This is a genomic window from bacterium, from assembly GCA_026708055.1.
GTDB lineage: Bacteria > Actinomycetota > Acidimicrobiia > Acidimicrobiales > CATQHL01 > VXNF01.
This window is the reverse complement of sequence record JAPOVS010000078.1, coordinates 1-21,732: the sequence shown is the minus strand read 5'-3', so window position 1 is coordinate 21,732 and position 21,732 is coordinate 1. Positions and strand designations below refer to the sequence as shown.

The 21,732-nt window shown below is 71.2% G+C and carries 19 protein-coding genes and 1 pseudogene; 14 read left to right on the top strand and 6 right to left on the bottom strand.

Annotated elements, in window-relative coordinates:
• Positions 1-123 precede the first annotated feature (123 nt).
• From OXG55_16420 to OXG55_16410, 3 genes are all read left to right on the top strand, one after another.
• Complete coding sequence (locus OXG55_16420; GenBank protein ID MCY4104821.1) at positions 124-516, top strand: zinc ribbon domain-containing protein; 393 nt, start codon at positions 124-126, stop codon at positions 514-516.
• Positions 517-564: 48 nt separating this feature from the next.
• Positions 565-1,380 carry an S-methyl-5'-thioadenosine phosphorylase gene (locus tag OXG55_16415; protein MCY4104820.1) on the top strand — a complete coding sequence of 272 codons (816 nt, stop codon included), beginning with the start codon at positions 565-567 and terminating at the stop codon, positions 1,378-1,380.
• Between the two features lie 93 nt (positions 1,381-1,473).
• Positions 1,474-2,145, top strand: coding sequence for an SAF domain-containing protein (locus OXG55_16410; GenBank protein MCY4104819.1), 672 nt, complete (start codon positions 1,474-1,476; stop codon positions 2,143-2,145).
• Between the two features lie 60 nt (positions 2,146-2,205).
• Here OXG55_16410 and OXG55_16405 read toward each other — a convergent pair whose 3' ends face one another.
• From OXG55_16405 to OXG55_16395, 3 genes are read right to left on the bottom strand one after another with little or no spacing between them, the layout of a single operon-like run.
• Positions 2,206-3,045, bottom strand: a complete 840-nt coding sequence (locus tag OXG55_16405; GenBank protein MCY4104818.1) for an undecaprenyl-diphosphate phosphatase — start codon at positions 3,043-3,045, stop codon at positions 2,206-2,208.
• A 35-nt stretch (positions 3,046-3,080) separates the two neighbouring features.
• The gene (locus OXG55_16400) at positions 3,081-4,442 is read right to left on the bottom strand and encodes a TldD/PmbA family protein (GenBank protein MCY4104817.1); all 1,362 of its coding nucleotides are present in this window, start codon (positions 4,440-4,442) and stop codon (positions 3,081-3,083) included.
• Positions 4,443-4,487: 45 nt separating this feature from the next.
• On the bottom strand, positions 4,488-5,894 hold the full coding sequence (locus tag OXG55_16395) for a TldD/PmbA family protein (protein ID MCY4104816.1): 1,407 nt from the start codon (positions 5,892-5,894) through the stop codon (positions 4,488-4,490).
• A gap of 165 nt (positions 5,895-6,059) precedes the next feature.
• Between OXG55_16395 and OXG55_16390 the strand changes: the two genes are divergently transcribed.
• The 4 genes from OXG55_16390 (at position 6,060) to dxs (ending at position 10,552) form a co-directional block, all read left to right on the top strand.
• Positions 6,060-6,449, top strand: coding sequence for a thioesterase (locus tag OXG55_16390; protein MCY4104815.1), 390 nt, complete (start codon positions 6,060-6,062; stop codon positions 6,447-6,449).
• Between the two features lie 233 nt (positions 6,450-6,682).
• On the top strand, positions 6,683-7,702 hold the full coding sequence (locus OXG55_16385) for a lysylphosphatidylglycerol synthase transmembrane domain-containing protein (GenBank protein MCY4104814.1): 1,020 nt from the start codon (positions 6,683-6,685) through the stop codon (positions 7,700-7,702).
• A 112-nt stretch (positions 7,703-7,814) separates the two neighbouring features.
• On the top strand, positions 7,815-8,660 hold the full coding sequence (locus tag OXG55_16380) for a phosphatase PAP2 family protein (protein MCY4104813.1): 846 nt from the start codon (positions 7,815-7,817) through the stop codon (positions 8,658-8,660).
• A gap of 47 nt (positions 8,661-8,707) precedes the next feature.
• Entirely contained in the window at positions 8,708-10,552 is a 1,845-nt protein-coding gene (gene dxs, locus OXG55_16375; GenBank protein MCY4104812.1) for a 1-deoxy-D-xylulose-5-phosphate synthase, read from the top strand.
• Positions 10,553-10,591: 39 nt separating this feature from the next.
• On the opposite strand, the gene OXG55_16370 is transcribed toward dxs, so the two are convergent.
• Positions 10,592-11,254, bottom strand: a complete 663-nt coding sequence (locus OXG55_16370; protein ID MCY4104811.1) for a NifU family protein — start codon at positions 11,252-11,254, stop codon at positions 10,592-10,594.
• A 98-nt stretch (positions 11,255-11,352) separates the two neighbouring features.
• Here OXG55_16370 and OXG55_16365 point away from each other — a divergent pair, with 98 nt between their 5' ends.
• Positions 11,353-12,063, top strand: a complete 711-nt coding sequence (locus OXG55_16365) for a crotonase/enoyl-CoA hydratase family protein (protein ID MCY4104810.1) — start codon at positions 11,353-11,355, stop codon at positions 12,061-12,063.
• A gap of 45 nt (positions 12,064-12,108) precedes the next feature.
• Here OXG55_16365 and OXG55_16360 read toward each other — a convergent pair.
• Positions 12,109-12,330, bottom strand: a pseudogene (locus OXG55_16360) (transglycosylase family protein).
• A gap of 809 nt (positions 12,331-13,139) precedes the next feature.
• Here OXG55_16360 and OXG55_16355 point away from each other — a divergent pair.
• Positions 13,140-14,219 (top strand): ferrochelatase, encoded by a 1,080-nt coding sequence (locus OXG55_16355; protein ID MCY4104809.1) that lies wholly within the window; start codon positions 13,140-13,142, stop codon positions 14,217-14,219.
• Here the strand turns inward: OXG55_16355 and ychF are convergent.
• Complete coding sequence (ychF, locus tag OXG55_16350) at positions 14,209-15,285, bottom strand: redox-regulated ATPase YchF (protein ID MCY4104808.1); 1,077 nt, start codon at positions 15,283-15,285, stop codon at positions 14,209-14,211. The two genes, OXG55_16355 and ychF, sit on opposite strands and share 11 nt — an antisense overlap.
• Positions 15,286-15,525: 240 nt before the next feature.
• Here ychF and OXG55_16345 point away from each other — a divergent pair, with 240 nt between their 5' ends.
• From OXG55_16345 to OXG55_16325, 5 genes are all read left to right on the top strand, one after another.
• The gene (locus OXG55_16345) at positions 15,526-15,978 is read left to right on the top strand and encodes a DCC1-like thiol-disulfide oxidoreductase family protein (protein MCY4104807.1); all 453 of its coding nucleotides are present in this window, start codon (positions 15,526-15,528) and stop codon (positions 15,976-15,978) included.
• Between the two features lie 279 nt (positions 15,979-16,257).
• Entirely contained in the window at positions 16,258-18,372 is a 2,115-nt protein-coding gene (locus tag OXG55_16340) for a BMP family ABC transporter substrate-binding protein (protein MCY4104806.1), read from the top strand.
• Between the two features lie 148 nt (positions 18,373-18,520).
• Positions 18,521-20,059: an ABC transporter ATP-binding protein gene (locus tag OXG55_16335; protein MCY4104805.1), complete on the top strand. Its 1,539-nt coding sequence runs from the start codon at positions 18,521-18,523 to the stop codon at positions 20,057-20,059.
• Complete coding sequence (locus tag OXG55_16330; protein ID MCY4104804.1) at positions 20,056-21,243, top strand: ABC transporter permease; 1,188 nt, start codon at positions 20,056-20,058, stop codon at positions 21,241-21,243. The genes OXG55_16335 and OXG55_16330 overlap by 4 nt, the downstream gene beginning before the upstream one ends.
• Positions 21,240-21,732: hypothetical protein (locus tag OXG55_16325; GenBank protein ID MCY4104803.1), on the top strand; the 493-nt coding region annotated here is incomplete at its 3' end. The genes OXG55_16330 and OXG55_16325, both read left to right, overlap by 4 nt.

Genomic DNA, 21,732 nt, shown 5'->3' with positions numbered 1-21,732 from the left:
ACCGTCGCCGGGTCCCCGCATCGGGCCGCGGGCGTGGCGCCGAGCGGCCGTCGCTATAGGGTTGGCGGCCGGTCCGTGAGTCGTCCCCCCGGCGCCCGCTCGGGCGTCGAAGGCGAGGAACAGATGCCCACCTACGAATACCGCTGCCGAACCTGTGACGCCCGCTTCGAGGTCCGGCAGAGTTTCAGCGAGGACAGCCTGACGCACTGCCCCGGCGCCGCCTCCGAGCAGGCCCCCGCCGCCTGCGTCGCCCCCGGTGAGGGGGAGGTCCGGAAGGTCTTCAGCGCTCCCTCGATCACCTTCAGGGGCGACGGGTTCTACAAGACGGACAGCCGCTCGGGGGCCACGCGCGGCGCCAACGGGAAGAAGCCCGGCGACGACACCTCGACCGGGTCCGAGTCGACCGAGTCGTCCGAGTCGACCAAGGAGAGCACCGGCGGCACGAAGGACTCTTCCGGCGACGGCGGCGGGGAGGCGGCGAGCGACCGAACCCCCGCAGGTGCCACATCGTCGTGAGAGTGCCGGCACCGGCGGCGCGGTGACAGCCACCCCGGCGGCGGCGACATGACCGGCGGCAAGGCGGGGATCGGCGTCCTGGGCGGGAGCGGCTTCTACTCGCTGGCCGAGGAGTTGCGCCCCGTCGAGATCGACACGCCGTACGGCCCCCCGTCGGCCGCGCCCCGGATTGGCCGCTTCGCCGGTCGCGACGTGGCCTTCCTGGCCCGCCACGGCGAGAACCACGAGTATCCGGCCCACCGGGTGCCCTACCGGGCGAACCTGTGGGCGCTGCGAGCCGCCGGCGTCGAGACCTTGCTGGCGCCGTTCTCCTGCGGCTCGCTGCAGCCGCACGTCGCCCCCGGCGAGTTCGTGGTCTGCGACCAGATCGTGGACCGCACCCAGGGGCGCCGACAGACCTACTACGACGGTCCGCACACCCACCACGTGACCTTCGCCGACCCGTACTGCCCGGCGCTGCGGCGCACGGCGGTCGCCGCCGCCCGGGCCGAGGGAATCAGCGTGCACGACGGCGGCACGGTGGTGGTCATCGAAGGACCGCGCTTCTCGAGCCGCGCCGAGTCGGCCTGGTTCGGCGCCCTCGGCGGCGACGTGGTGAACATGACGCAGATCCCCGAGGCGCCGCTGGCCGCCGAACTGGGCATGTGCTTCGGTGGCATCGCCCTCGTGACCGACTACGACGCCGGTGTGGCCGGCGACACCGGCGCCGAGCCGGTCACCCACGAGCAGGTCCTGGCCGTCTTCCGGGAGAACCTGGCCCGCGTGCGGAACCTGATCGGGCGCCTGGTGGCCGACCTTCCCGCAGAACAACCCGCCTGTTGCGGCGATCGGGCAGGACCCCCTCTCTCGCACGACGCCTCCTAGCGGCACCGCGGGCGACCACCGGTAACCTGCGCATCGGCGCCGGGACTCCGGCGCGGCTTCCCCCCAACCCCCACGCCCGAGAGGAAGCCCGCCATGCCGACCCCGTCCCCGCTGCGCCGCCGCGCCGAGTTCCCCACGTGGCGCCGGTCGCCCCTGTTCCGCTGGCTGCGCCGCCCGCTCGTCTACTGGAGTGCCGTGGCGCTTCTCGTCGCCCTCACCGTCACGGGCGTGGCCCGCCAGTCGGACCGCCAGCACCAACTGGAGGCGGTCTACGGCGAACTGCGCCAGGTGCCGGTGGCCGTCAGCCTCATCAGACCCGGTGAGCCGCTCGGCAACGAGACCGTGCAGTGGCAAGCGCGGCCGGCCGCCGCTGTGCCCTCCGGCGCGGTCACCGAACTCGCCACCGGCGCCGTCGCCGCGGCCACGATCTACCCGGGGGAGGTTGTGCACAGCGAGCGCGTGGCAGGCCTCGGCGGCGGGCTCAGCAGCCGGCTGCCGCCGGGTGTGGCGGCCGTGTCGGTGCCCGCCGGCTACGGGGTTCCACCGGTGCGCCCCGGCGACTCGGTGAGTCTCGTCGCCGTCTTCGACAACTTCGCAACCGAGACCGCGCCCGAGGCGCGGACCGTGGCAGACCACGCCACAGTTCTCGAACTCGGCGAGGAGGCCGTGACCGTGGCGATCCGGGCCGGCGAGGTGAACGCCACGGTGTCCGCCCTGGTCTGGGGCGCCGTCACCGTCGTCGCCGTCGGCACGCCCTCCGGCTGAGAGCACCCCGCACCCCCGCCGCTCCGGCCGCGGCGTCCGGCCCCGGCAGCCGGAGACTGCTCAGATCCAGGGAGTGTCGCGGAAGGAGGTGGCCATGAGAACCAGCACGGAGATGCCGAGGGCGACGCGGTACACGGCGAAGGGGGCGAAGTCGATGCGACGGACCAGCGCCACGAGGAGCGACACCGCCGCCCAGCCCGACAGGGCCGCCGCCACCGTTCCCCAGATGAACGCCGCCTGCGCGTCGGCCGGGATACCCGACCAGCCGCCCAGGTCGATCAGCTTGTAGACCGCCGCCCCGGCGATCACCGGCACGCTCATGAGCATGGCGACCCGCGCCGCCTCGAGGCGCGGGTAACCCCGGAGGCGTGCCGCGGTCATGATGGCGCCGGACCGCGACACGCCGGGGACCAGCGCCAGCGCTTGCGCCACCCCCAGCGCCAGGGCGTCGGAGCCCCCCAGAACGGCGTCGGGGCGGGTCGCGCTGCGGCGATCCGCCCACCACAGCCAGACTCCGAAGAGCGCCAGGGTGCAACCGGTCACCCAGACCCGCTCGTTGCGTTCCAGCGCGGAGCCGGCCGCCACTCCCACGATCCCCGCCGGCACGGTGGCCAGCACGAGCAGCCAGGCCCGCCGGCCGTCCGCGCTGCGCCGTCCGAGGACTTGGCGCGCTCCCGCCGCCGCGAGCCCGGCGACCTCGCGGCCGAAGAAGGCCAGCACGCCCGCCAGGGTGCCGACGTGCAGGGCCACCTCGAAAGCCGTCCAGAGGCTCGGATCACCCTCGAACGGCTGCCATCCGGCCAGCCAGATCACGAGCTGCAGGTGGCCGCTGGAGGAGATCGGCAGGAACTCGCTCAGCCCCTGCAGGATGCCGAGGAGGACGGCCTCGAGAACCGACATCACCCGCCCGCCTGCCGGTCAGCCCGGCGCGGCGCTCACTCCCCTGACACCGTCACGTCGGCGACCACTAGGGTGACACCGGCGGCCGTCATCGGCAGCCAGGTCAGGTCGCTGCCCACCGCTGCCACGTCGAGCAGCATCCGCTGCAGCGTCGAGGCCACCGTGAACTCCCGTATGGGCTCGGCCAGCTCGCCGTCGCGGATGCGCAACCCCTCGGCGCCCGTGGAGAAGTCGCCGCTCACCAGGTTCACCCCCGAGTGCAGCCCGCTCACCTCCTGCACAAGAACGCCGTCGGAGACCGAAGCGATGAGTTCGGCGGGGCTGCGGTCGCCCGGTGCCGCCGCCAGCGCCATGGCGCCCACGCCGGGAGCCGAGGCGTAGCCCCGTACCGCCGAGCCGGTGGAGGCTGCGCCGAAGCGGCGGCCCGTGTAGCTGTTGTGCAGGAACCGCTGCAGGACACCCGCCAAGATCAACTCGTTGCGGCGCGTGGCCAGTCCCTCGCCGTCGCAGGGGCCGGCACCGAAGGCGGCCGGGTCGGTGGGGTCGTCGGTCAGCGACAGCAGCGGCGAGGCCACCTGCTCCCCGAGGCGGCCGGCGAACAGCGAGCGGTTCGTCACTGCGGCCTCCCCCGACACAGTGGCGCCGACGAGCCCCAGGAACTGCGCCGTGACCCACGGGTCGAACACGACGGTGGTGCGCATAGTGGCAGGCTTGCGGGCGCCGAGCAGCCGCACGGCCCGCTCGACGGCGTCGCCCGCCGCCCGCTGCACGTCGAGATCGTCGAGGCTGCGCCCGACGCTGAAACCGAACCCCGTTTGCGTCTCGGCACCGTCGGCCGCAAGTGAGAAGACCGAGAGGCAGCAGCCGGAGTCGCGGTCGACCGAACGGATGCCGCTGGTGGTGACGACCGCGCCGACCGACAGCGAGTCGGTATAGTCGGCGGACTCCACCCCGCGGATGCGCCGGTCGCCCGCCAGCACCGCCCGCTCCAACTCCATGGCCAGGTCGATCTTGCGCTCAGGCGCAACCGCCGCCAGTTCGGGGCGCCAGAGGTCCAGTTCCGCAGCAGCGACGCCGTCGGGCACCGCCACGCCGAGGTGCTCGTCAGGGGTGCCGAAGGCGGCGTTGTCCCGGGCCTCCGCCAGCGTCTCGGCCACGACGGAGGGCTCGTGACTGCCGGCGTGGGCGAACCCCTGCCGCCGGTCGACCACCACCCTGACGCCCACCCCGTCGACGGTGGCGGATGCGAACGACTCCACCTCGCCGTTCCAGGTGCGGACGCTGGTCTCCACCGACCGCACCGCCACGACCTCGATCTGCTCTCCGGGCCGCGCCGAGGCCACCACCCGGTCGCCGAGGGCCGCCAACGCCTCGCCGGTGCCGTCGTCGATGCTCATGTGACCGTCGCTCCGCCGCCGGCGCTGACGCCGCTGCCGGCGGTGCTAGGCGGCGGTGCCACCGACGGTGAGGCGCTGCACCCGCAGCGTGGGGGTGCCGTCGCCCACCGGCACGCCCTGGCCGTCCTTGCCGCAGGTTCCCGGAGAGCCCATGGCGAAATCGTCGGCCACAGCGTCGATGGCCATCAGCGCCTCCGGGCCGTTGCCGATGAGGTTGCCCTCGCGGATCGGCGCGGTCAGGCGGCCGTCCTCGATGAGGTAGGCCTCGGTCATGCCGAACACGAAATCGCCGGTGGCGGTGTTCACCTGCCCCCCGCCGAGGTGCGCCACGTAGACCCCGCGGCTCGTGTCGGCCACGATGTCGTCGGGATCGCTGTCGCCGTTGCCGATGAAGGTATTGGTCATGCGGACCATCGGCAGGTGCTGGTAGCTCTGGCGTCGCCCGTTTCCCGACGAGGCGTCCCGCCCGTCGCGGTCGGCTCGCAGCCGGTCCCACATGTAGTCCACCAGCACACCGTCGGCGATGAGCACGTTGCGTTGGGCCGGGCGCCCCTCGTCGTCGATGCCGTAGCATCCCCACTCGCCGGGCATCGTGCCGTCGTCGACGAGGGTGACCATGGGGCTCGCCACCCGCTCGCCGATCCGCCCGGCGAAGACCGACATGTCCTTGTGGATGTGGTCGGCCTCCAACCCGTGCCCGCAGGCCTCGTGGAACAGCACTCCGCCTCCCCCCGGCCCGATGACGACCGGCATCTCGCCGCCGGGAGCGGGCACTGCCTCCAGCTTCCCCAGCGCGCGCCGGGCGGCGGTGCGCGCCAGATCGGCCACGTCGACCCGGTCGAAGAGTTCGAAGCCCACGGTGTGCCCGACGGTCTCCCGGCCGTTCTGCTTGCCACCGTCGCCTTCCGCGTCCACCGACACCGCGAAGAAGGTCTTCACCTGCTCGTCGCCGGACAGCAGGCCGTCGCTGTTGGCAACGAGGATCCGGCGCCGGCTGTCGCCGTAGGTGCAGGCGACCTGGAACACGGCGGCTCCCTCGGCGCGGGCGACCTCCTCGGCGGCGAGCAGCAGCTCCACCTTTCTGGCCTTGGCGACGGCGTCGGGGAGGACGGCCACCTCGTTGGGGTGCGGCGCCTCGCGGCGGCTCAACGCGGCGGCGCCCTGGCGCACCCCCCCGGCGCGGGCGGCCGCGGCGGCGGAACGGGCGGCGCTGCGCAGCCCGTCGGCGGAGAGATCGGTGGTGTGGGCGAAGCCGATCGACTCCCCGGAGCGGACACGGACACCCGCACCCCTCAACCGCCCCGAGACCAGTTCCTCGACCCTCCCGTCGTCGAATGAGGCACGGGAGTTGCGCCGGTCCTCGACGAAGACCTCGGCGAAGTCCCCGCCGGTGCGCAGCGCCGCATGCAGGGTGGCGTCGAGCAGTTCCGCATCCGGCATGGCGCTTGACATCGCTGCCTCCTTCGCCGCCACGCGCCGCTCCTCCGGGTGGTCGCGACTCGAGGGACAATCAGGGTACCAACCGCCGGTCCCGAACCTGGTCCCAGCGGCGCGCCGACCGGAACGCGCCCCCGCGGCAACGTGACCGCCCGCGCGGCTCGCCGTAGTGTACGGACCGTGCCACTCGAACCCGGCGCTTCGGGCCGCGCGGAACGCACGGTCGGCGCCGACGACACGGGCGCGGCCGTCGGCTCGAGCGACATGGCCGTCCTCGCCACACCGGTGCTCCTGACCCTGAGCGAGGTCGCGACGATCGACGCCATCGCCGGCCGCCTGCCCGCCAACTCCACCAGCGTCAGCATGCGGGTCCACTTCGACCATGTGCGGCCCGTCCCGGTGGGGCGAGCGGTGTTCGCCAGGGCGCGCCTCGATCGGGTCGAGGGGCGCCGGCTCACCTTCAGCGTGGAGGCGCGCGACGCCGACGGCGACCTGGTGGGCAGCGGACGCATCGTGCGGATCGTCGTCGACCGCCGGCGGTTCGGCGAGCGCCTGCCGCCGGCACGGTAGCCAGCCGCCGCCGGGGCAGGCCGGAGCCTCGGCAGGCGTGCCGCGTTGCCGTCGCCGGCGGCACCAGGCGTTCGCCTCGCTGTCGTTGCGGGACATGGCAGCGGCACGCACGAGTAGCCTTGGGGATACCTATCGGCGCTTCGGGCCGACGCCGGCGCCGGACATCACCGAGCAGCGGCGTCACCGAGCCGATCCACCCGGACGCCGGCGCAACCCGATCCCCTGAGGAACCCATGGACCGCAAGCGCACCTGGACCGTCTACGCCCTCCGTGCGGGCATCAGCGGCGGGCTGCTGACTTTCCTCATCGTCCAGGGTCCGAACCTCGACGCCTCCAAGCTGCTCCCGGAGTGGAACCGCTGGACGCCCTTCTGGCTGTTCGGCGCGTTCGCGCTCATGGGCCTGTCGCTGGTGCTCGCCGCCCTCCGCTGGCGCCAGGTCACCGAGGCGCTGCGCCTCGAGGTTCCCCTGCGCGGGATCCTGTCCCACTTCATCGCCGGGCAGTTCGTGTCGAACGTGATGCCGACAACCATCGGCGGGGACGTGCTGCGTGTCACCCGGCTCGGGCGCGACACCGGCAAGCACCCCGCTGCCTTCGCCTCGGTGATCTTCGAACGGCTCTCGGGGTGGCTGGTGCTGCCCATGTTCACCTTCGTCGGCCTGGCTCTGAACCCGCCTCTGGCCGGCCTGGGCGCCTCTTCGGCCACCGCCATAACGCTGGCGGGCGTCACGCTCGCCGCCTTCGGCGGCCTGCTCTACGTCGTGGGGCACAACGCCACGGGCCGTTGGCTGGCGGGGCGCACCGGGATCGCCCGTTACCTCAACGCCATGCATCTGGCACTGGATGCCCTGAGGGCGCAGCCGCGCGCCGCGGTACGGCTGCTGGTCGCCTCGGTGGTCTACCAGATGTCGGTGCTGCTGGCCGTGGGATGCGCCACCGAGGCGATGGGCATCGACGAGGTGGGCTTCACCGCCCTGTTGGCCTTCTTCCCCGCCGTCCTGATGCTGCAGGTCCTGCCGCTGGGCATCGGCGGGCTCGGCGTGCGCGAGGCCTCGCTCGTGTTCTTCCTGACCGCCATCGGCGCGCCCGAGGAGCAGGCGTTCTCGCTGGGCCTGCTGATCGGTCTGCTGATCCTGCTCTGCAGCCTCCCCGGACTGCCCGCGGTGCTGCTCGGGAACCGGCTGTTCGGTCGCCGGCGCGCTGCGGCCCGCCCGCCGGAGACCGGCGACGACCGCGCCGAGGCCCTCGTCTGAGGTTCACGTGACCACCGGGGTTGTCCGACCGCAGGGTCGTGAGGGACACGACCGAAGGCGCCGGTGGACGCAATGGCCGGTTGTCCGCTGGTTGCAGGAACAAGGCGAGGCCTTGGGTGGCCCGCATCAGGCCACGCGACACCGGCTGGGCATCCGCTGGTGGCGGGAGATCCTGCTCATCGGCTTGTTCTACTTCGGCTACAACCTCGTCCGGAACCACTTCGGCTCGGCGGCGGTGGGGCCGGTCCACGCCCTGAACAACGCCGAGATCGTGATCGAACTCGAGCAGGCGCTGGGCCTCTACTTCGAGTCCGCCATGCAGGGCTGGTTCCTGGGCTGGGACGCCTTCATCGCGATCTGGAACGTCTTCTACGGGCTGCTGCATTTCAGCGTGACGTTCTTCACGCTGGTGTGGCTCTACCTCAAGTTCCCCGAGGTCTACCAGCGGTGGCGGACCACAGGTTTGGTGTGCACCGGACTGGGACTCGTGGGGTTCGCACTGTTCCCGCTCATGCCGCCGCGGCTGCTCGGCGATTGCGGGCCGTACGGCGCGTGCCTGCCGGATGCCGGCTTCGTCGACACCATGATCCACTACGAAGGTCTCTGGTCGTTCGACTCCGGCACCTTCCAGGCGCTCTCCAACCAGTACGCGGCGATGCCGAGCATCCACTTCGCCTGGGCGTTCTGGTGCTTCCTGGCGCTCCGCGGCCGGGTGCGCAGCGGCTGGGGGCGCGTCTGCGTGTACCTCTACCCGCCGCTGACCCTCTTCGCCGTCGTGGTGACCGCCAACCACTACTGGATCGACGCGGTGGCGGGGGTCGCCTGCCTGCTGCTGGCTCTGGCATGGGCCACGCCGCTGGTGCGCTGGAGCCAACAGCGCCGGGAGCGACGGCTGGACCGCGGCCGGCGCGCCGACGAGATCGTCGCCAAGACGACCCAGCGCCGTTCGCCTCACTAAAGTATCCACATATTGTCCCCGGCTGACGATCCCAGCGAGGCTCCACCATGCTGCTGAATCGGGTCATCACGCCCGCGTCCCTGCGGGAGATGGGCTACGACGAACTCGACACGCTCGCCGAGGAAATCCGGGCCTTCATCGTGGACGCGGTCACCACCCACGGTGGCCATCTGGGCTCGAACCTCGGCGCGGTCGAGTTGACACTCGCCCTGCACCGCGTCTTCAACTCTCCCACCGATGCGATCATCTGGGACACGGGCCACCAGGCCTACGTGCACAAGATCGTGACCGGCCGCTCGCGCATGTTCGAGGAACTGCGCAAGCCGGGAGGGCTGTCGGGCTATCCCTCACGCGAGGAATCCGAGCACGACTGGGTCGAGAACAGCCACGCTTCGACGTCGTTGAGCTATGCCCACGGGCTGGCGATGGCCTACCGGAACGCCGAAGAGCGGGGTGGGCCCCGGCGCCGCGTGGTGGCGGTGATCGGGGACGGGTCGATGACCGGGGGCATGGCCTTCGAGGGGTTGAACAACCTGGGCCACTCCAACCTGGACGTGGTCATCATCTTCAACGACAACGGCCGCTCGTACGCCCCCACGGTGTCCCGGCTCAGTGAACGACTCGCCCGCCTGGCGGTGAACCCGGCGTTCGTCCAGCAACAGGAACGGCTCGAGCGGATCCTGGGGGATCTACCGCTTGTCGGCGAGCACGTCGACCGGGTCGTCGACGCCGTCAAGGCCGGCGTGCGGGAACTGCAGGAGTCGCCCTCGTTCTTCTCAGACCTCGGCGTTCGCTACACCGGGCCGTTCGACGGTCACGACATCCGCAACCTGGAGCGCAGCCTGCGCCACGCGGCCGAGTTGAAGGGGCCGGTCGTCGTGCACGTGCTGACCGACAAGGGGCGCGGTTACGCCCCCGCCGAGCGCGACCCCGTCAAGCGCATGCACGACACCTCCCAGACAAAGCTCGGCAGTTACACCCAGGCCTTCGCCGACGCCATCGTGAAGGAGGCCGAGTCCCGGCCGGACCTGGTGGCGATCACCGCCGCCATGCCCGACTCCACGGGGTTGCTGACCTTCAAGGATCGCTTCGGTGACCGGTTCGTGGACGTCGGCATCGCCGAGCAGCACGCCGTGACCTCGGCCGCCGGCATGGCGATGGGCGGCCTGCGCCCGGTGGTGGCGATCTACTCCACCTTCCTCACACGGGCCTTCGACCAGGTCAATCTCGACGTGGGGTTGCATCGCCAGCCGGTGGTGTTCTGCATCGACCGGGCGGGCATCACCGGCGACGACGGTCCCTCGCACCACGGGATCCTCGACATGGCGCTGCTCACGAAGGTCCCGGGCATGTGCGTGATGGCCCCGTCCTCGTACCAGGAACTGGAGGTCATGCTGTCACAGGCGCTGGATATGAGCGACGGACCGGTCGCCATCCGCTGGCCCAAGACCGCGGCCCGCCAGGTCGCCGAGGACGAGGTGGGCAGCGGGCTCGCCGGCCGCAAGGTGCGCAGCGGCGAGACGGTCTGCCTGCTGGCGGTGGGCAAGATGCTGGACGCCGCCGAGCAAGCCGCCGACGAGGTGGAGAGCCACGGGATCTCCACCTCGGTCTGGGATGTGCGGGTGGTGACTCCGCTGGATGAGGCGATGTTGAACGATGCCCGGTCGCACGCGCTCGTGGTCACCGTTGAGGACGGCATCCGCGAGGGCGGCGCCGGCGCCGGCATCGCAACGGCCCTGAGCGCCATGGACCACCCCGCGGCCATGCCTGTTCTGCGGATCCTGGGGATCCCCACCGCCTACCTGCCGCACGGCAAGCCCGACGAGATCCTGGCGGCGTGCGGCCTCGACGCGTCCTCGATCGCGGCGACCGCGCTGGAGGCGCTCGGCTGATCCTGCCCGCCCCGCCCGGCATCCCGCCGGAGGTGGGCCTTACTGGTAGAAGGGGTTCTCGCCGGCGGCGTGATCGGTGACATCGATCACGTCGAGGATCTCCGGCACGTGCTGGGTGATGATCGTGGCGACGCCCTGATGCAGGGTGGCGGCGCTCATCGTGCATCCCTGGCAACCGCCTCCCATCAGCAGGAACGCCTTGCTGTCCTCCACCTTGACGAGTTCCACGTACCCACCGTGCGCGGCGAGGGAGGGGTTGACGTGGTTGTTCAGCAGGTTCTGCAGCCGTTCGGCCACCGAGCCGGATTCCGACAGGTCGATGCGGTCGGCCATGTCGGGGCGGTTGGGGTTGCGGATCACCAGGCCGCCCTGCAGGGGATTGCTGGGCACATCCAGGGTGGCGCCGGTGAGGTTATCGACGGAGTCGGCGGGAATGATGACGGTCAGCCCAGCCGCCTCGTACACCACGTCGTCGCCGTCCACCGTCTCGACCTCGTGCAGCGACAGGTCGTAGCTGAACTCGAAGGTCATGCTGGGCGACATCTCCGTGCCCGAGACAGCGACGCGCAGACCGAGTCCGGTGCCGTCGGGTTCGTCGGCCAGCGCGCCGAGGACGACCTCGGCGGCTTCGTCGGTCACCTGCAGAACGGGGGACGGGGCGGTGGCGGTGGCGGTCGAGCCCGCGGCCGAATCAGTGTTCACGCCAGCCAGGATATAGGGTCCGGGCCGCTCGAGTCGCCCAGGAACCGGCGCGGACGGCGAGAAACGACGGCGACCGTCGAGAGAACGAGGGAGCCCCCTTGAGCGAACCCCCAGTCACTATGAGCCTCGCCGGCGACGTCGCCCTCATCCGGATCGACGACGGCAAGGTCAACGCACTCACTCCCGCCCTGCTCGACGGCCTGTGGGGGGCGCTCGACACCGCGGAGGGGCGCGCGGGGGCCGTCGTGCTCGCCGGACGGCCGGGCGTGTTCTGCGCCGGGCTGGATCTCAACGTGATGCGCGCCGGCGGTCGCCCCGGCGCGGATCTGCTCCACAAGGGCACGGAGATCTTCCTCCGGCTCGCGGAGTTCCCGCGTCCGGTCGTGGCGGCCTGCACCGGGCACGCCCTAGCGGCCGGGGCCGTGCTGCTGCTCTGCTCGGACGTCCGCGTCTGCTCGGCGGGTGACTTCAAGATCGGCCTCAACGAGGTGGCCATCGGCATCGCCCTGCCGGAGTTGGTGGTCGACCTCGCACGCGCCCGCCTGTCACCCCGACATTTCACGCTGGCCTGCAACACCGCGCGGATCTACTCTCCGGCCGAGGCCGTCGACGTCGGATTCCTCGATCGTGCGCACTCGTCCGACGCCACCGGCGACGCCCTCGAAGCGGCTGCCGAACTCGCCCAGCGCCTCGACGCCGGGGCGTTCGCCAGGACGCGCCAGGCGACGTGCCGGGGGCTTGCCGACTCGATCATCCGCAACGCGGCCGCCCTGATGGAGAAGCAGCGATCAGGACCTGCCACGGCGTAGGCGCCCGGCCCGACCGGGCGAACGGCCCGCTGCGGGACGTGAACCTCAGCGCAGGTGGCGCCCGCAGATGGGCCAGGGCTGCCAGCCCCGCCGTGCGTGCAGGAGGCGGGCCCTGGCGTCCTGCACGACGGGTTCGGCCCAGTGGGGGCGCCCGCTGCCGCCCACCGACTCCCACGTCGCCTGATCGAACTGGTAGGCGCCGTAGTAGCCGTTGCCGGTGTTGACGAGGTAGTTCCCCGACGACTCGCACTGCCGTAGCGCCTCCCACTGCGCCGGTGCCGGGTCCCGCCGCCCGCGGCGGGCCAGTTCTGCCTCGGCCACGGCGTGGATCTCGGCGACCGAGGCCACCCACCGGGCTTCGGCGAGTCGATCCTCGAGCAGCGGGATGTCGCGGTGCGCCAGTTGGATGTCGCGGTGCACCACCTCGATGCGATCCAGCACGAAGAGCAGGCGATCCCCGGCCTCGGCGATCAGGTGCTCGTAGTCGCTGTAGGCGTCGGCGATGGCGGTGGCCCGCGCCGCGATCAGGTTCTGCATGTAGAGCGCGTCCGTGAGGTGCTCCAGGGCCAGCAGCTCGGCGCTGAGCGCACCGAACCGGCCGGTCATGTAGGACACCACCAGGAACTCCGCGGCACGGTTCCGGGACTCGATCACGTCGTTGACCAGGTCCTGCTCGATTCCGACGAGGTCGGCGGCCTCCGCGACGAGCAGGTCGAACTCCTGGGTGCGCTGTGCCAGCCTGCGTCTGGCCGCCTCCAGATTCTCCTCCGCCCAGGCGAGGTCCTGCTCCGCCAGGCGGGGGTTCGCGTACGGCGGCAGCTCCTCGACCGCCGACTCCTGCGCCGTGGCGCCGGGAGCGAGCGCGGCCGTACCGATCACCACCGCGAGCGCGGCGAGCCAGCCCCGGTGTCTGGGGCGGAGGGACACATTATTCGTGACCATCAGTGCAATTTCCCTACCGCGTCGCCGACATGACCTCCAAATCCGGCCGCTGCCCGGTTGTGCCGAGGGGAGGCGCCGGTCAACCGCGCGCCCCGTGGCGCGCCGCGGGACGCGCCTGCCTACGGTGTCGGTCAATGGGTCTTCAGTTGGCCGCGCCCCCGGACTGCGACGCCGTCGTCGTCGTTTCCTTCGGCGGCCCGGAGGGCCCCGAGGAGGTCGTGCCCTTCCTCCGCAACGTGACCCGCGGCCGTGACGTCCCCACCGGGCGGCTGGAGGAGGCGGCCGAGCACTACCTGGCCCGCGGCGGCCGGAGCCCCATCAACGACCAGAACCGCGCCCTGGTCGCCGCTCTGGAGCCGAGGCTCCGCGACGCCGCGGTGGAACTGCCCGTCTACTGGGGCAACCGAAACTGGCACCCGCTGCTGGCGGACACGGTGGCGGCAATGCGGGCTGACGGCGTCCGCCGGGCACTGGCCTTCGTGACCTCGGCCTTCGGGTCGTATTCGGGCTGCCGGCAGTACCGCGAGGACATCGCCCGCGCCGTCGCCGGCTCCGGAGGCGAGCCGGAGATCCACAAGTTGCGCCTCTACTGGAACCACCCCGGGTTCATCGAGCCTATGGCCGAGGGCGCACGAGGCGCACTGTCCGGCCTCGAGAGCGCCGGGGCAACGGGGCCGGCGCGCCTCGTGTTCTGTGCCCACAGCATCCCGACGGCGATGGCGGCCGGCGCACCCTATGAGCGTCAACTGCGCGAGGCGGCCGCGCTGATCGCCGAGCGCGTGCCGCAGCGCTCGGAGGCCGGAGGTGCGCGCCGCTGGGATCTCGTCTATCAGAGCCGCAGCGGCCCGACGCAGGTGCCGTGGCTGGAGCCCGACGTCGCGGACCATCTCGAGGCGCTGCAGCGGGAGGGCGTCGACGACGTCGTCCTCGTGCCGCTGGGGTTCGTGTCGGACCACATGGAGGTGATCCACGATCTGGACGACGAGGCCGCCGGCGCCGCCGCGGCGCTCGGCATGCGTCTGGCGCGCTCGCCGACGGTGGGCACCCATCCCGACTTCGTGGACATGATCGTGGAGTTGATCCGCGAACGGCTCGACCCGCGCGCACCGCGCCGCGCCCTGGGCAGCTCCGGTCCATGGCCCGAGCCCTGCGCGGCGACTTGCTGCACCGCGCCTGACCCGGCTGCGACTCCCGGGAACCCGGCTACACGTTGAAGCGGATCTCCAGGACGTCGCCGTCCTGCACCACGTAGCTGCGACCCTCGGCGCGCAGGAGCCCGCCGGCGCGGGCGGCCGACCACGAGCCCATCTCCAACAGATCCGCCCACTGGATGGTCTCGGCGCGGATGAAACCCCGCTGGAAGTCCGTATGGACCAGCCCGGCACAGACGTCGGCGGTGCTTCCGGCCGCGAACGGCCACGCCCGGGTCTCCTTGGGTGCGGTGGTGAAGAACGTGCGCAAGCCCAGGGCGCGGTACGAGGCGGCCACGAGCCGTGCCAGGGCCCCCTCCCCGAGGCCGAGGCTCTCGGCCATCTCGCCCCGCTCGGCCTCGGGCAGTTCCGCCACCTCTGCCTCCAGGCGCGCGCACACGGCGAGCGTCTGCGCCCCGCCCAGCGCCGCGCGCACTCCCGTGACCGCGGCCTCGGTGTCGGCGACGGCGGCCTGTTCGTCGACGTTCACCACGGCGACGACAGGCTTGTTGGTGAGCAGGAAACACGGGGCCAGCAACTCCCGCTCGGCGACCGTGAGATCGCTGCGCCACAGCGGCGTGCCACCGGCCAGAACCTCGGTGGCCCGCTCCATGCATGCCACCTCGGGGCCGACGGAGGCGTCGCCCTTGGCCTGCCGGCGCTTCCTGTCCGCCTGCCGCTCGAGGCTCTCGAGGTCGGCAAGGCCCAGTTCCAGTTCCAGCGTGAGCAGCGACTCCAGTGAATCGTCGATGCCCTCGACCTCCTCGCCGGCGAAGGCGCGCAGGACCAGCACCACGGCGTCGACCTCGCGGATGCCGCCGAGGAACCGGTTGCCGAGGCCCTCGCCGCGAGCCGCTCCGGAAGCCAGCCCGCCGATGTCGCTGAACTGCACGGTCGCAGGGGTGACCTTGGCCGACCCGCTCGTGGCGGCGACCAGATCGAGCCGCTCGTCGGCCACCTTGGCTTCGCCGAGGTGCGTGTCCACGGTGGTGAAGGCGTAGGGCGCCACCGGCGAGTCACCGCCGGTCAGCGCGTTGAAGAGCGACGACTTTCCGGAGTTGGGCAGGCCCACGAGCCCGAATCGCTGCACAGCGGACGCAGCGTACCGGGACGCCCGCGCGGCATGCCGGCGGCACCCCATCGGGCCGCGGGCTTGCCGGACAGCCACCGGTAGGCTGGTCCTCCGGGAGGTACCCATGTCGAAGCGCACGCAGCGCAAGCGGGCCAACGCCCGGCGCAAGAAGGCAAACCACGGACGCAAGCCCAACCTGGGCCGCAACTCCTAGTTCCCCAACCGGCGCGCCAAGCCGCCGACGACCCTCGCACCCCCGTGCCCCCGGAGCCCGCCCCGGCACCCGATCACCCGGAGGGGATCCGGCCGGCGACCGATGTTCGGGCGCTCCCGGTGCTCGTCTACGACGGCGACTGCGGCTTCTGCCAACGCTGCGCAGACTGGATCGCCCCCCGGCTCGTGGTTGACGCAGCGGTCGTGGCGTCGCAGCGAGCCCCCCTCGCCGCGCTGGGTCTGAATCCCGAGCAGGCCGCCGACGCCGCCTGGTGGATCGACGGCGACGGCACGCAGCACCGCGGCCACCTTGCCATCACCGCCGCGCTGGGGGCCTGCGGCGGGTCCTGGGCCAGGCTCGGCCGCACCCTCACCTGGCCGGGTATCTCCCTGCTGGCGGCCGGCGTCTACGAACTCGTCGCCCGCAACCGCCACCGCCTCGGCTGCAAGAGCTGTCTAGAGAAAACCCGCCGAGGCGGCCCCGCCATCTCGGATTAGCGGCACCGAACTCCTTGTATTCCTCCGCGGTCTCCATGCGGCGCTCGAACCCGACGGTCCCGGTCTCGGTGAAGCGGTCGGGGCGCCCCGCGCCGGCGGCCCGGCGAGCAACGCGTACCGCCGACCGCGGATAGTCTGCGGGCGTCGGCGGGGCGCGGTCCGGTCCGGATCGCTACGTGCCTGCGGGTCACTTCCCTGCGGGGCACCCGCAATCCGCCGCTAATGGGGAGAGGGCGAAGGCCCCCTTGAGCCGAGAACCGCAAGGAGAAACGAGAGACAATGAGACGAGGACTTACCGGGCTGCTGGCGATCCTGCTGGCCACCGTGATGGTGGCGGCGGCGTGCGGCGGCGACGACGAACCCACGACCGCTGCCGAGGCGCCACCCGCGCCGGCGCCGGCCGCGGACGACGGGGCGGCCGAGGCGCCGGCACCTGCCGACGCGCCGGCCGAGGCGCCTGCCGACGCACCCGCCGAGCCTCCCCCGCCGCCTCCGGGCGCCGAGGACATCACCGCGGCACTGGTGTTCGACATCGGCGGGCGCGGCGACCAGTCGTTCAACGACTCGGCCGCAGCAGGCCTGGACAGGGCGGCCGCCGAGTTGGGCGTCAACACCACGGAGGCCTCGCCGAACCCCGACGGCTCCAACCGTGCTGAGCTGCTGCAGCTCTCCGCCGACGGCGCCGAACTGGTGATCGGCGTGGGCTTCCTGTTCGGCGAGTCCATCACCGAGGTGGCGGCGAACAACCCCGACACCTTCTTCGGCATCATCGACAGCGCCCCCGAGGGAACCGACAACCTCGCCGGGCTGGTCTTCGCCGAGCACGAGGGCTCGTTCCTCGTCGGCGCGGCCGCGGCGCTGAAGTCCAACACCGGCACCGTCGGCTTCATCGGCGGCGTCGACATCCCGCTGATCCGGCGCTTCCACGCCGGCTTCGAGGCAGGCGTCCACGCCGTCAACCCGGACATCCGCATCCTCGACGCCTACGTCACCGAGCCGCCGGACTTCGACGGCTGGTCGCAGCCGGCGGAGGGCAAGATCATCGCCCAGTCCATGTACGAGGCCGGCGCCGATGTGATCTATCACGCGGCCGGCGGGACGGGCGCAGGCCTGTTCGAGGCGGCCAAGGAGTTCAGCGAGGCCGGCGGCTCCCACGTGTGGGCCATCGGCGTGGACTCCGACCAGTACAACACCTCCGCCGAGGAGGTCCGCCCGTACATCCTCACGTCGATGCTGAAGCGGGTGGACGTGGCGGTCTACAACACCATCGAAGCGGTCGCCAACGGTGCCTTCACCGGCGGCACAACGGTCTTCAACCTGGCCGTGGACGGCGTCGGCTACTCCACCACGGGTGGCTTCGTGGACGACATCGTGCCCGAACTGGAGAGGTTCAAGGAAGCCATCGTGGGCGGCACCATCGTGGTGCCCGAGACCACCGAGCGCGGCGGCGGCGAGGACGTCACCGCGGCGCTGGTGTTCGACATCGGCGGCCGCGGCGACCAGTCGTTCAACGACTCCGCGGCGGCGGGCCTCGACAGGGCGGCCGACTTCCTGCGGATAAACCCGACGGAGGCTTCGCCGAACCCCGACGGCTCCAACCGCGCCGAGCTGCTGCAACTCTCTGCCGACGGCGCCGACCTCGTGATCGGCGTGGGCTTCCTGTTCGGCGAGTCCATCACCGAGGTGGCGACCAACAACCCCGACACCTTCTTCGGCATCATCGACAGCTTTCCCGCTGAGCTCCCCAATCTCGCCGGACTGACCTTCGCCGAGCACGAGGGCTCGTTCCTCGTGGGCGCCGCGGCGGCGCTGAAGTCCAACACCGGCACCGTCGGGTTCATCGGCGGCGTGGACATCCCGATCATTCGCAAGTTCCACGCCGGCTTCGAGGCGGGCGTCTACGCCGTGGATCCGAACATCGAAATCCTGGCCACCTACGTGACCGAGCCGCCTGACTTCGACGGCTGGTCGCAGCCCGCCGAGGCCAAGATCATCGCCCAGTCCATGTACGAAGGCGGCGCGGACGTGATCTATCACGCCGCCGGCGGCTCGGGCGCGGGTCTGTTCGAGGCGGCCAAGGAGTTCAGCGAGGCCGGCGGCTCCAAGGTCTGGGCCATCGGCGTGGACTCCGACCAGTACTGGACGTCCGCCGAGGAGGTGCGACCGTACATCCTCAGCTCAATGCTGAAGCGGGTCGACGTGGCCGTCTACAACACCATCGAGAGGGTCGTCAACGGCACGTTCACCGGCGGCCTCACCGTGTTCGACCTGGCAGCCAACGGCGTGGGCTACTCCATCTCCGGCGGTTTCCTGAACGACATCATCCCGCAACTCGAGGAGTTCAAGCAGGCGATCATCCGCGGCGACATCGTCGTCCCGGAGACGACCGGCTGATCCAGCGGCACGCTCGTCACCGGTGCGGGGTCCCGGAGTGTTCCGGGACCCCGCACCGGTCAACTCTCGCCCGGACACTCCACGCGGGCTCGACGGTGGCGTGCCAAGCTAGGCGCCGAGTTCGCCCCAGGAGGTCGATCGCGACGCCATGACGCCGGCTCTGTCGTTAGAGAACATCACCAAGCGCTTCCCCGGGGTGCTCGCCAACGACCGCGTCAACCTCACGGTCGCCGAGGGCGAGATCCACGCCATCTGCGGCGAGAACGGCGCCGGCAAGTCCACGCTCATGAACGTGCTGTACGGCATGCTGCCCGCCGACGAGGGGCGCATCGTCGTCAGAGGCGACGAGGTGCATTTCCGCTCGCCCCGAGACGCCCTGGCCGCCGGCATCGGCATGGTGCACCAGCACTTCATGCTGGCCGACAACCTCACGGTGCTGGAGAACATCATCCTCGGCGCCGAACCGACGGGGCGAGGCGGGCGCATCGACTTCGCCGGCGCGCGCCGGCGCGTCACCGAACTCAGCGACGCCTACGGGCTGGACGTGCACCTCGACGAACCGGTCGAGAACCTGGGTGTGGGCGAGCGCCAGCGCGTCGAGATCATCAAGGTGCTCTACCGGGGCGCCCGCATCCTCATCCTGGACGAGCCCACCTCGGTTCTCGTTCCCCACGAGGTGGAGGAGTTGTTCCGCAACATGCGGGACATGTGCGCCCGCGGCGAGACGATCGTCTTCATCGACCACAAGCTGGACGAGGTGCTGGAGATCGCCGACACGATCACCGTCCTGCGGGCGGGCAGGACGGTCGCCACGGTGAAGCCCGACGAGGTATCGCCCCGCGATCTGGCGGAGTTGATGGTCGGCTCGGAGCTTCCCACCCCCGAGGCCCGGACCACGACCGTGCGGGACACCGTCTCCCTGCAGATCGAAAGTCTCTCGGTCCTCGACGACGACGAGCGGGAGGTCGTCAAGGGGATCAGCCTGGAGGTTCGCCGGGGCGAGATCGTGGGTGTGGCCGGCGTGGAGGGCAACGGCCAAGTCGAGTTCGTGGAGGCCCTGCTGGGGATCCGGGAGCCGTCGCAGGGCCGCGTGCTCCTGGAGGGCGCCGACATCAACGAATGGACCGTGCGCCGGCGACGCGAGGCGGGCATCGGGTACATCCCCGAGGATCGTCACCGGCGAGGCCTGCTGCTGCCCGCGCCGCTCTGGGAGAACGCCATGTGCGGGCACCAGGGCAAGGAGCCGTACTCGCGCAAGGGCTTCTGGCTGACCCCCAAGGCGGCGCGTAACAAGACCCGGGAACTCATCGCCGCCTTCGACGTGCGCACGCCGGGGCCCAACGTCGCGGCCCATGCCCTCTCCGGCGGCAACCAGCAGAAGCTGATTATCGGGCGGGAGATGATCATGACGCCCAATCTGCTGATCGCCGCACACCCGACGCGGGGCATCGACGTGGGCGCCCAGGCCGCCGTCTGGGAGACGCTGCACCAGGCGCGCGAGCAGGGGCTGGCTGTGCTGCTGGTCTCGGCCGATCTGGACGAGTTGATCGGGCTGTCGGACCACCTGCTCGTCATCTTCCGCGGCCGCATCTCCGCCGCGCTGGATCCGGCGACCGTCACTCCCCGCGAGTTGGGCGCCCACATGACCGGCGCCGCCGGTGAGGTCGAGGAGATGCAGCACGCATGAGCACCCGCACCTCCCATCGTCTCCCCGCACACCGGCGCCTCACGCTGGCGCTGGCTGCGCCCGTGGCGGCGCTGATCCTGTCGCTGGCCGTGGCCTCGATAGCGCTCGTGCTCAGCGGCAGCAACCCGTTCCCGGCCTACGGGCGCATGTTCTCCTACGGGTTCGAGTTGGAGACCCTCGTCGACATGGTGAACAGGGCCACGCCGCTGTACCTGTCGGCGGTGGCGGTGGCGATCGGCTTCCGGATGAACCTCTTCAACATCGGTGTGGAGGGTCAGTACATCCTGGCGTCGATCATTGCCGCGCAGGTGGCCGCCGAACTGTCACTGCCCGCGCCGCTTCACCTCACGGTCATCATCCTGGTGGGCATGGCCACGGGGTCGGTGTGGGCGCTCATCGCCGGTGTCCTGAAGGTCACCCGCGGCATCCACGAGGTGATCTCCACGATCATGCTCAACGCCGTCTCCATCAGCTTCGTCGTGGCGATGCTGTTCCGGCGCTGGGACGTTCCCGACGAGAGCCTCAACCAGGAGACCGCCGAGATCCCACCCTCGGGCCGCATGCCCGACCTGAACGGCTTCGTCGAGACGTTCACCCGGGAGATCGGCAAGGGCCGCTTCCTCTGGGGGTTCGTCATCGTGGCGATCATCATCGGGATCCTCTACTGGATCTACGTCGCACGAACCCGGCCCGGCTACGACCTGCGGGCGTCGGGCATCAACCCGCTCGCCGCCGAGGCCTCCGGCGTCTCCCCGAAGCGAACGATCATCGTGGCCATGGCGCTCAGCGGGGCAGTGGGAGGCCTGGTGGGGCTGCCGGAGGTGCTGGGCCGCGACTACGCCTACGGGCTGCAGTTCACCCAGAACCTCGGCTTCGCCGGCATCGCCGTGGCGCTGCTGGGCCAGAACCATCCAGGCGGCATCGCCATCGGTGCCCTCGGATTCGCGTTCCTGGAGAGCGCCGCGCCGATTCTGGACGTGCACGGTGACGCCCCCCAGGAGATCGTGGAGATCATGAAGGGAATCATGATCTTCGCCGCGGTGATCACGTTCGTCGTGGTGCAGCGGCGGCGCCAGGACGAGGAGGCACGCGCCGCCTCCTTGGCTATGGCATCGAGCGAGCCGGATACACCCCCGGGTACGCCGTCCGACGCGACCGAGTCCGACACGAGACCCGCGACATGACACTCGACTCCCAGACCACCCCCGACGGCGACGCGCCGAAGCCCTGGCAGCCGTTCGAGCGCTTCGCCGGCCGACCCAACTGGTACCCGCGCCCGACGGACACACCGCAGGACCGGCAGTTCCAGCGGCGGCTGCGGTTCGCCGTCATCGCCGTCATCGGCGTGGCGCTCCTCGCCCTCACCGAGCAGTTCGCCCGACCGGCCACCGACCAACTCGCCCACAGCACCACCTGGTCGATCGCGCTCGCCTACGCGGTGCCGATCCTGATGCCAGCCATGGGGGGCATCTTCTCCGAGCGGGCCGGCGTGGTGAACATCGGCCTGGAGGGCATGCTCATCCTCGGCACCTGGTTCGGCGCCTACGGGGCACTGGAGTTCGGCCCGTGGTGGGGCATGCTCATCGGCGCCGCTGGCGGGGCCATCGGCGGGCTGCTGCACGCCATCGCAACGGTCAGCTTCGGCGTCGACCACATCATCTCCGGCGCGGCCA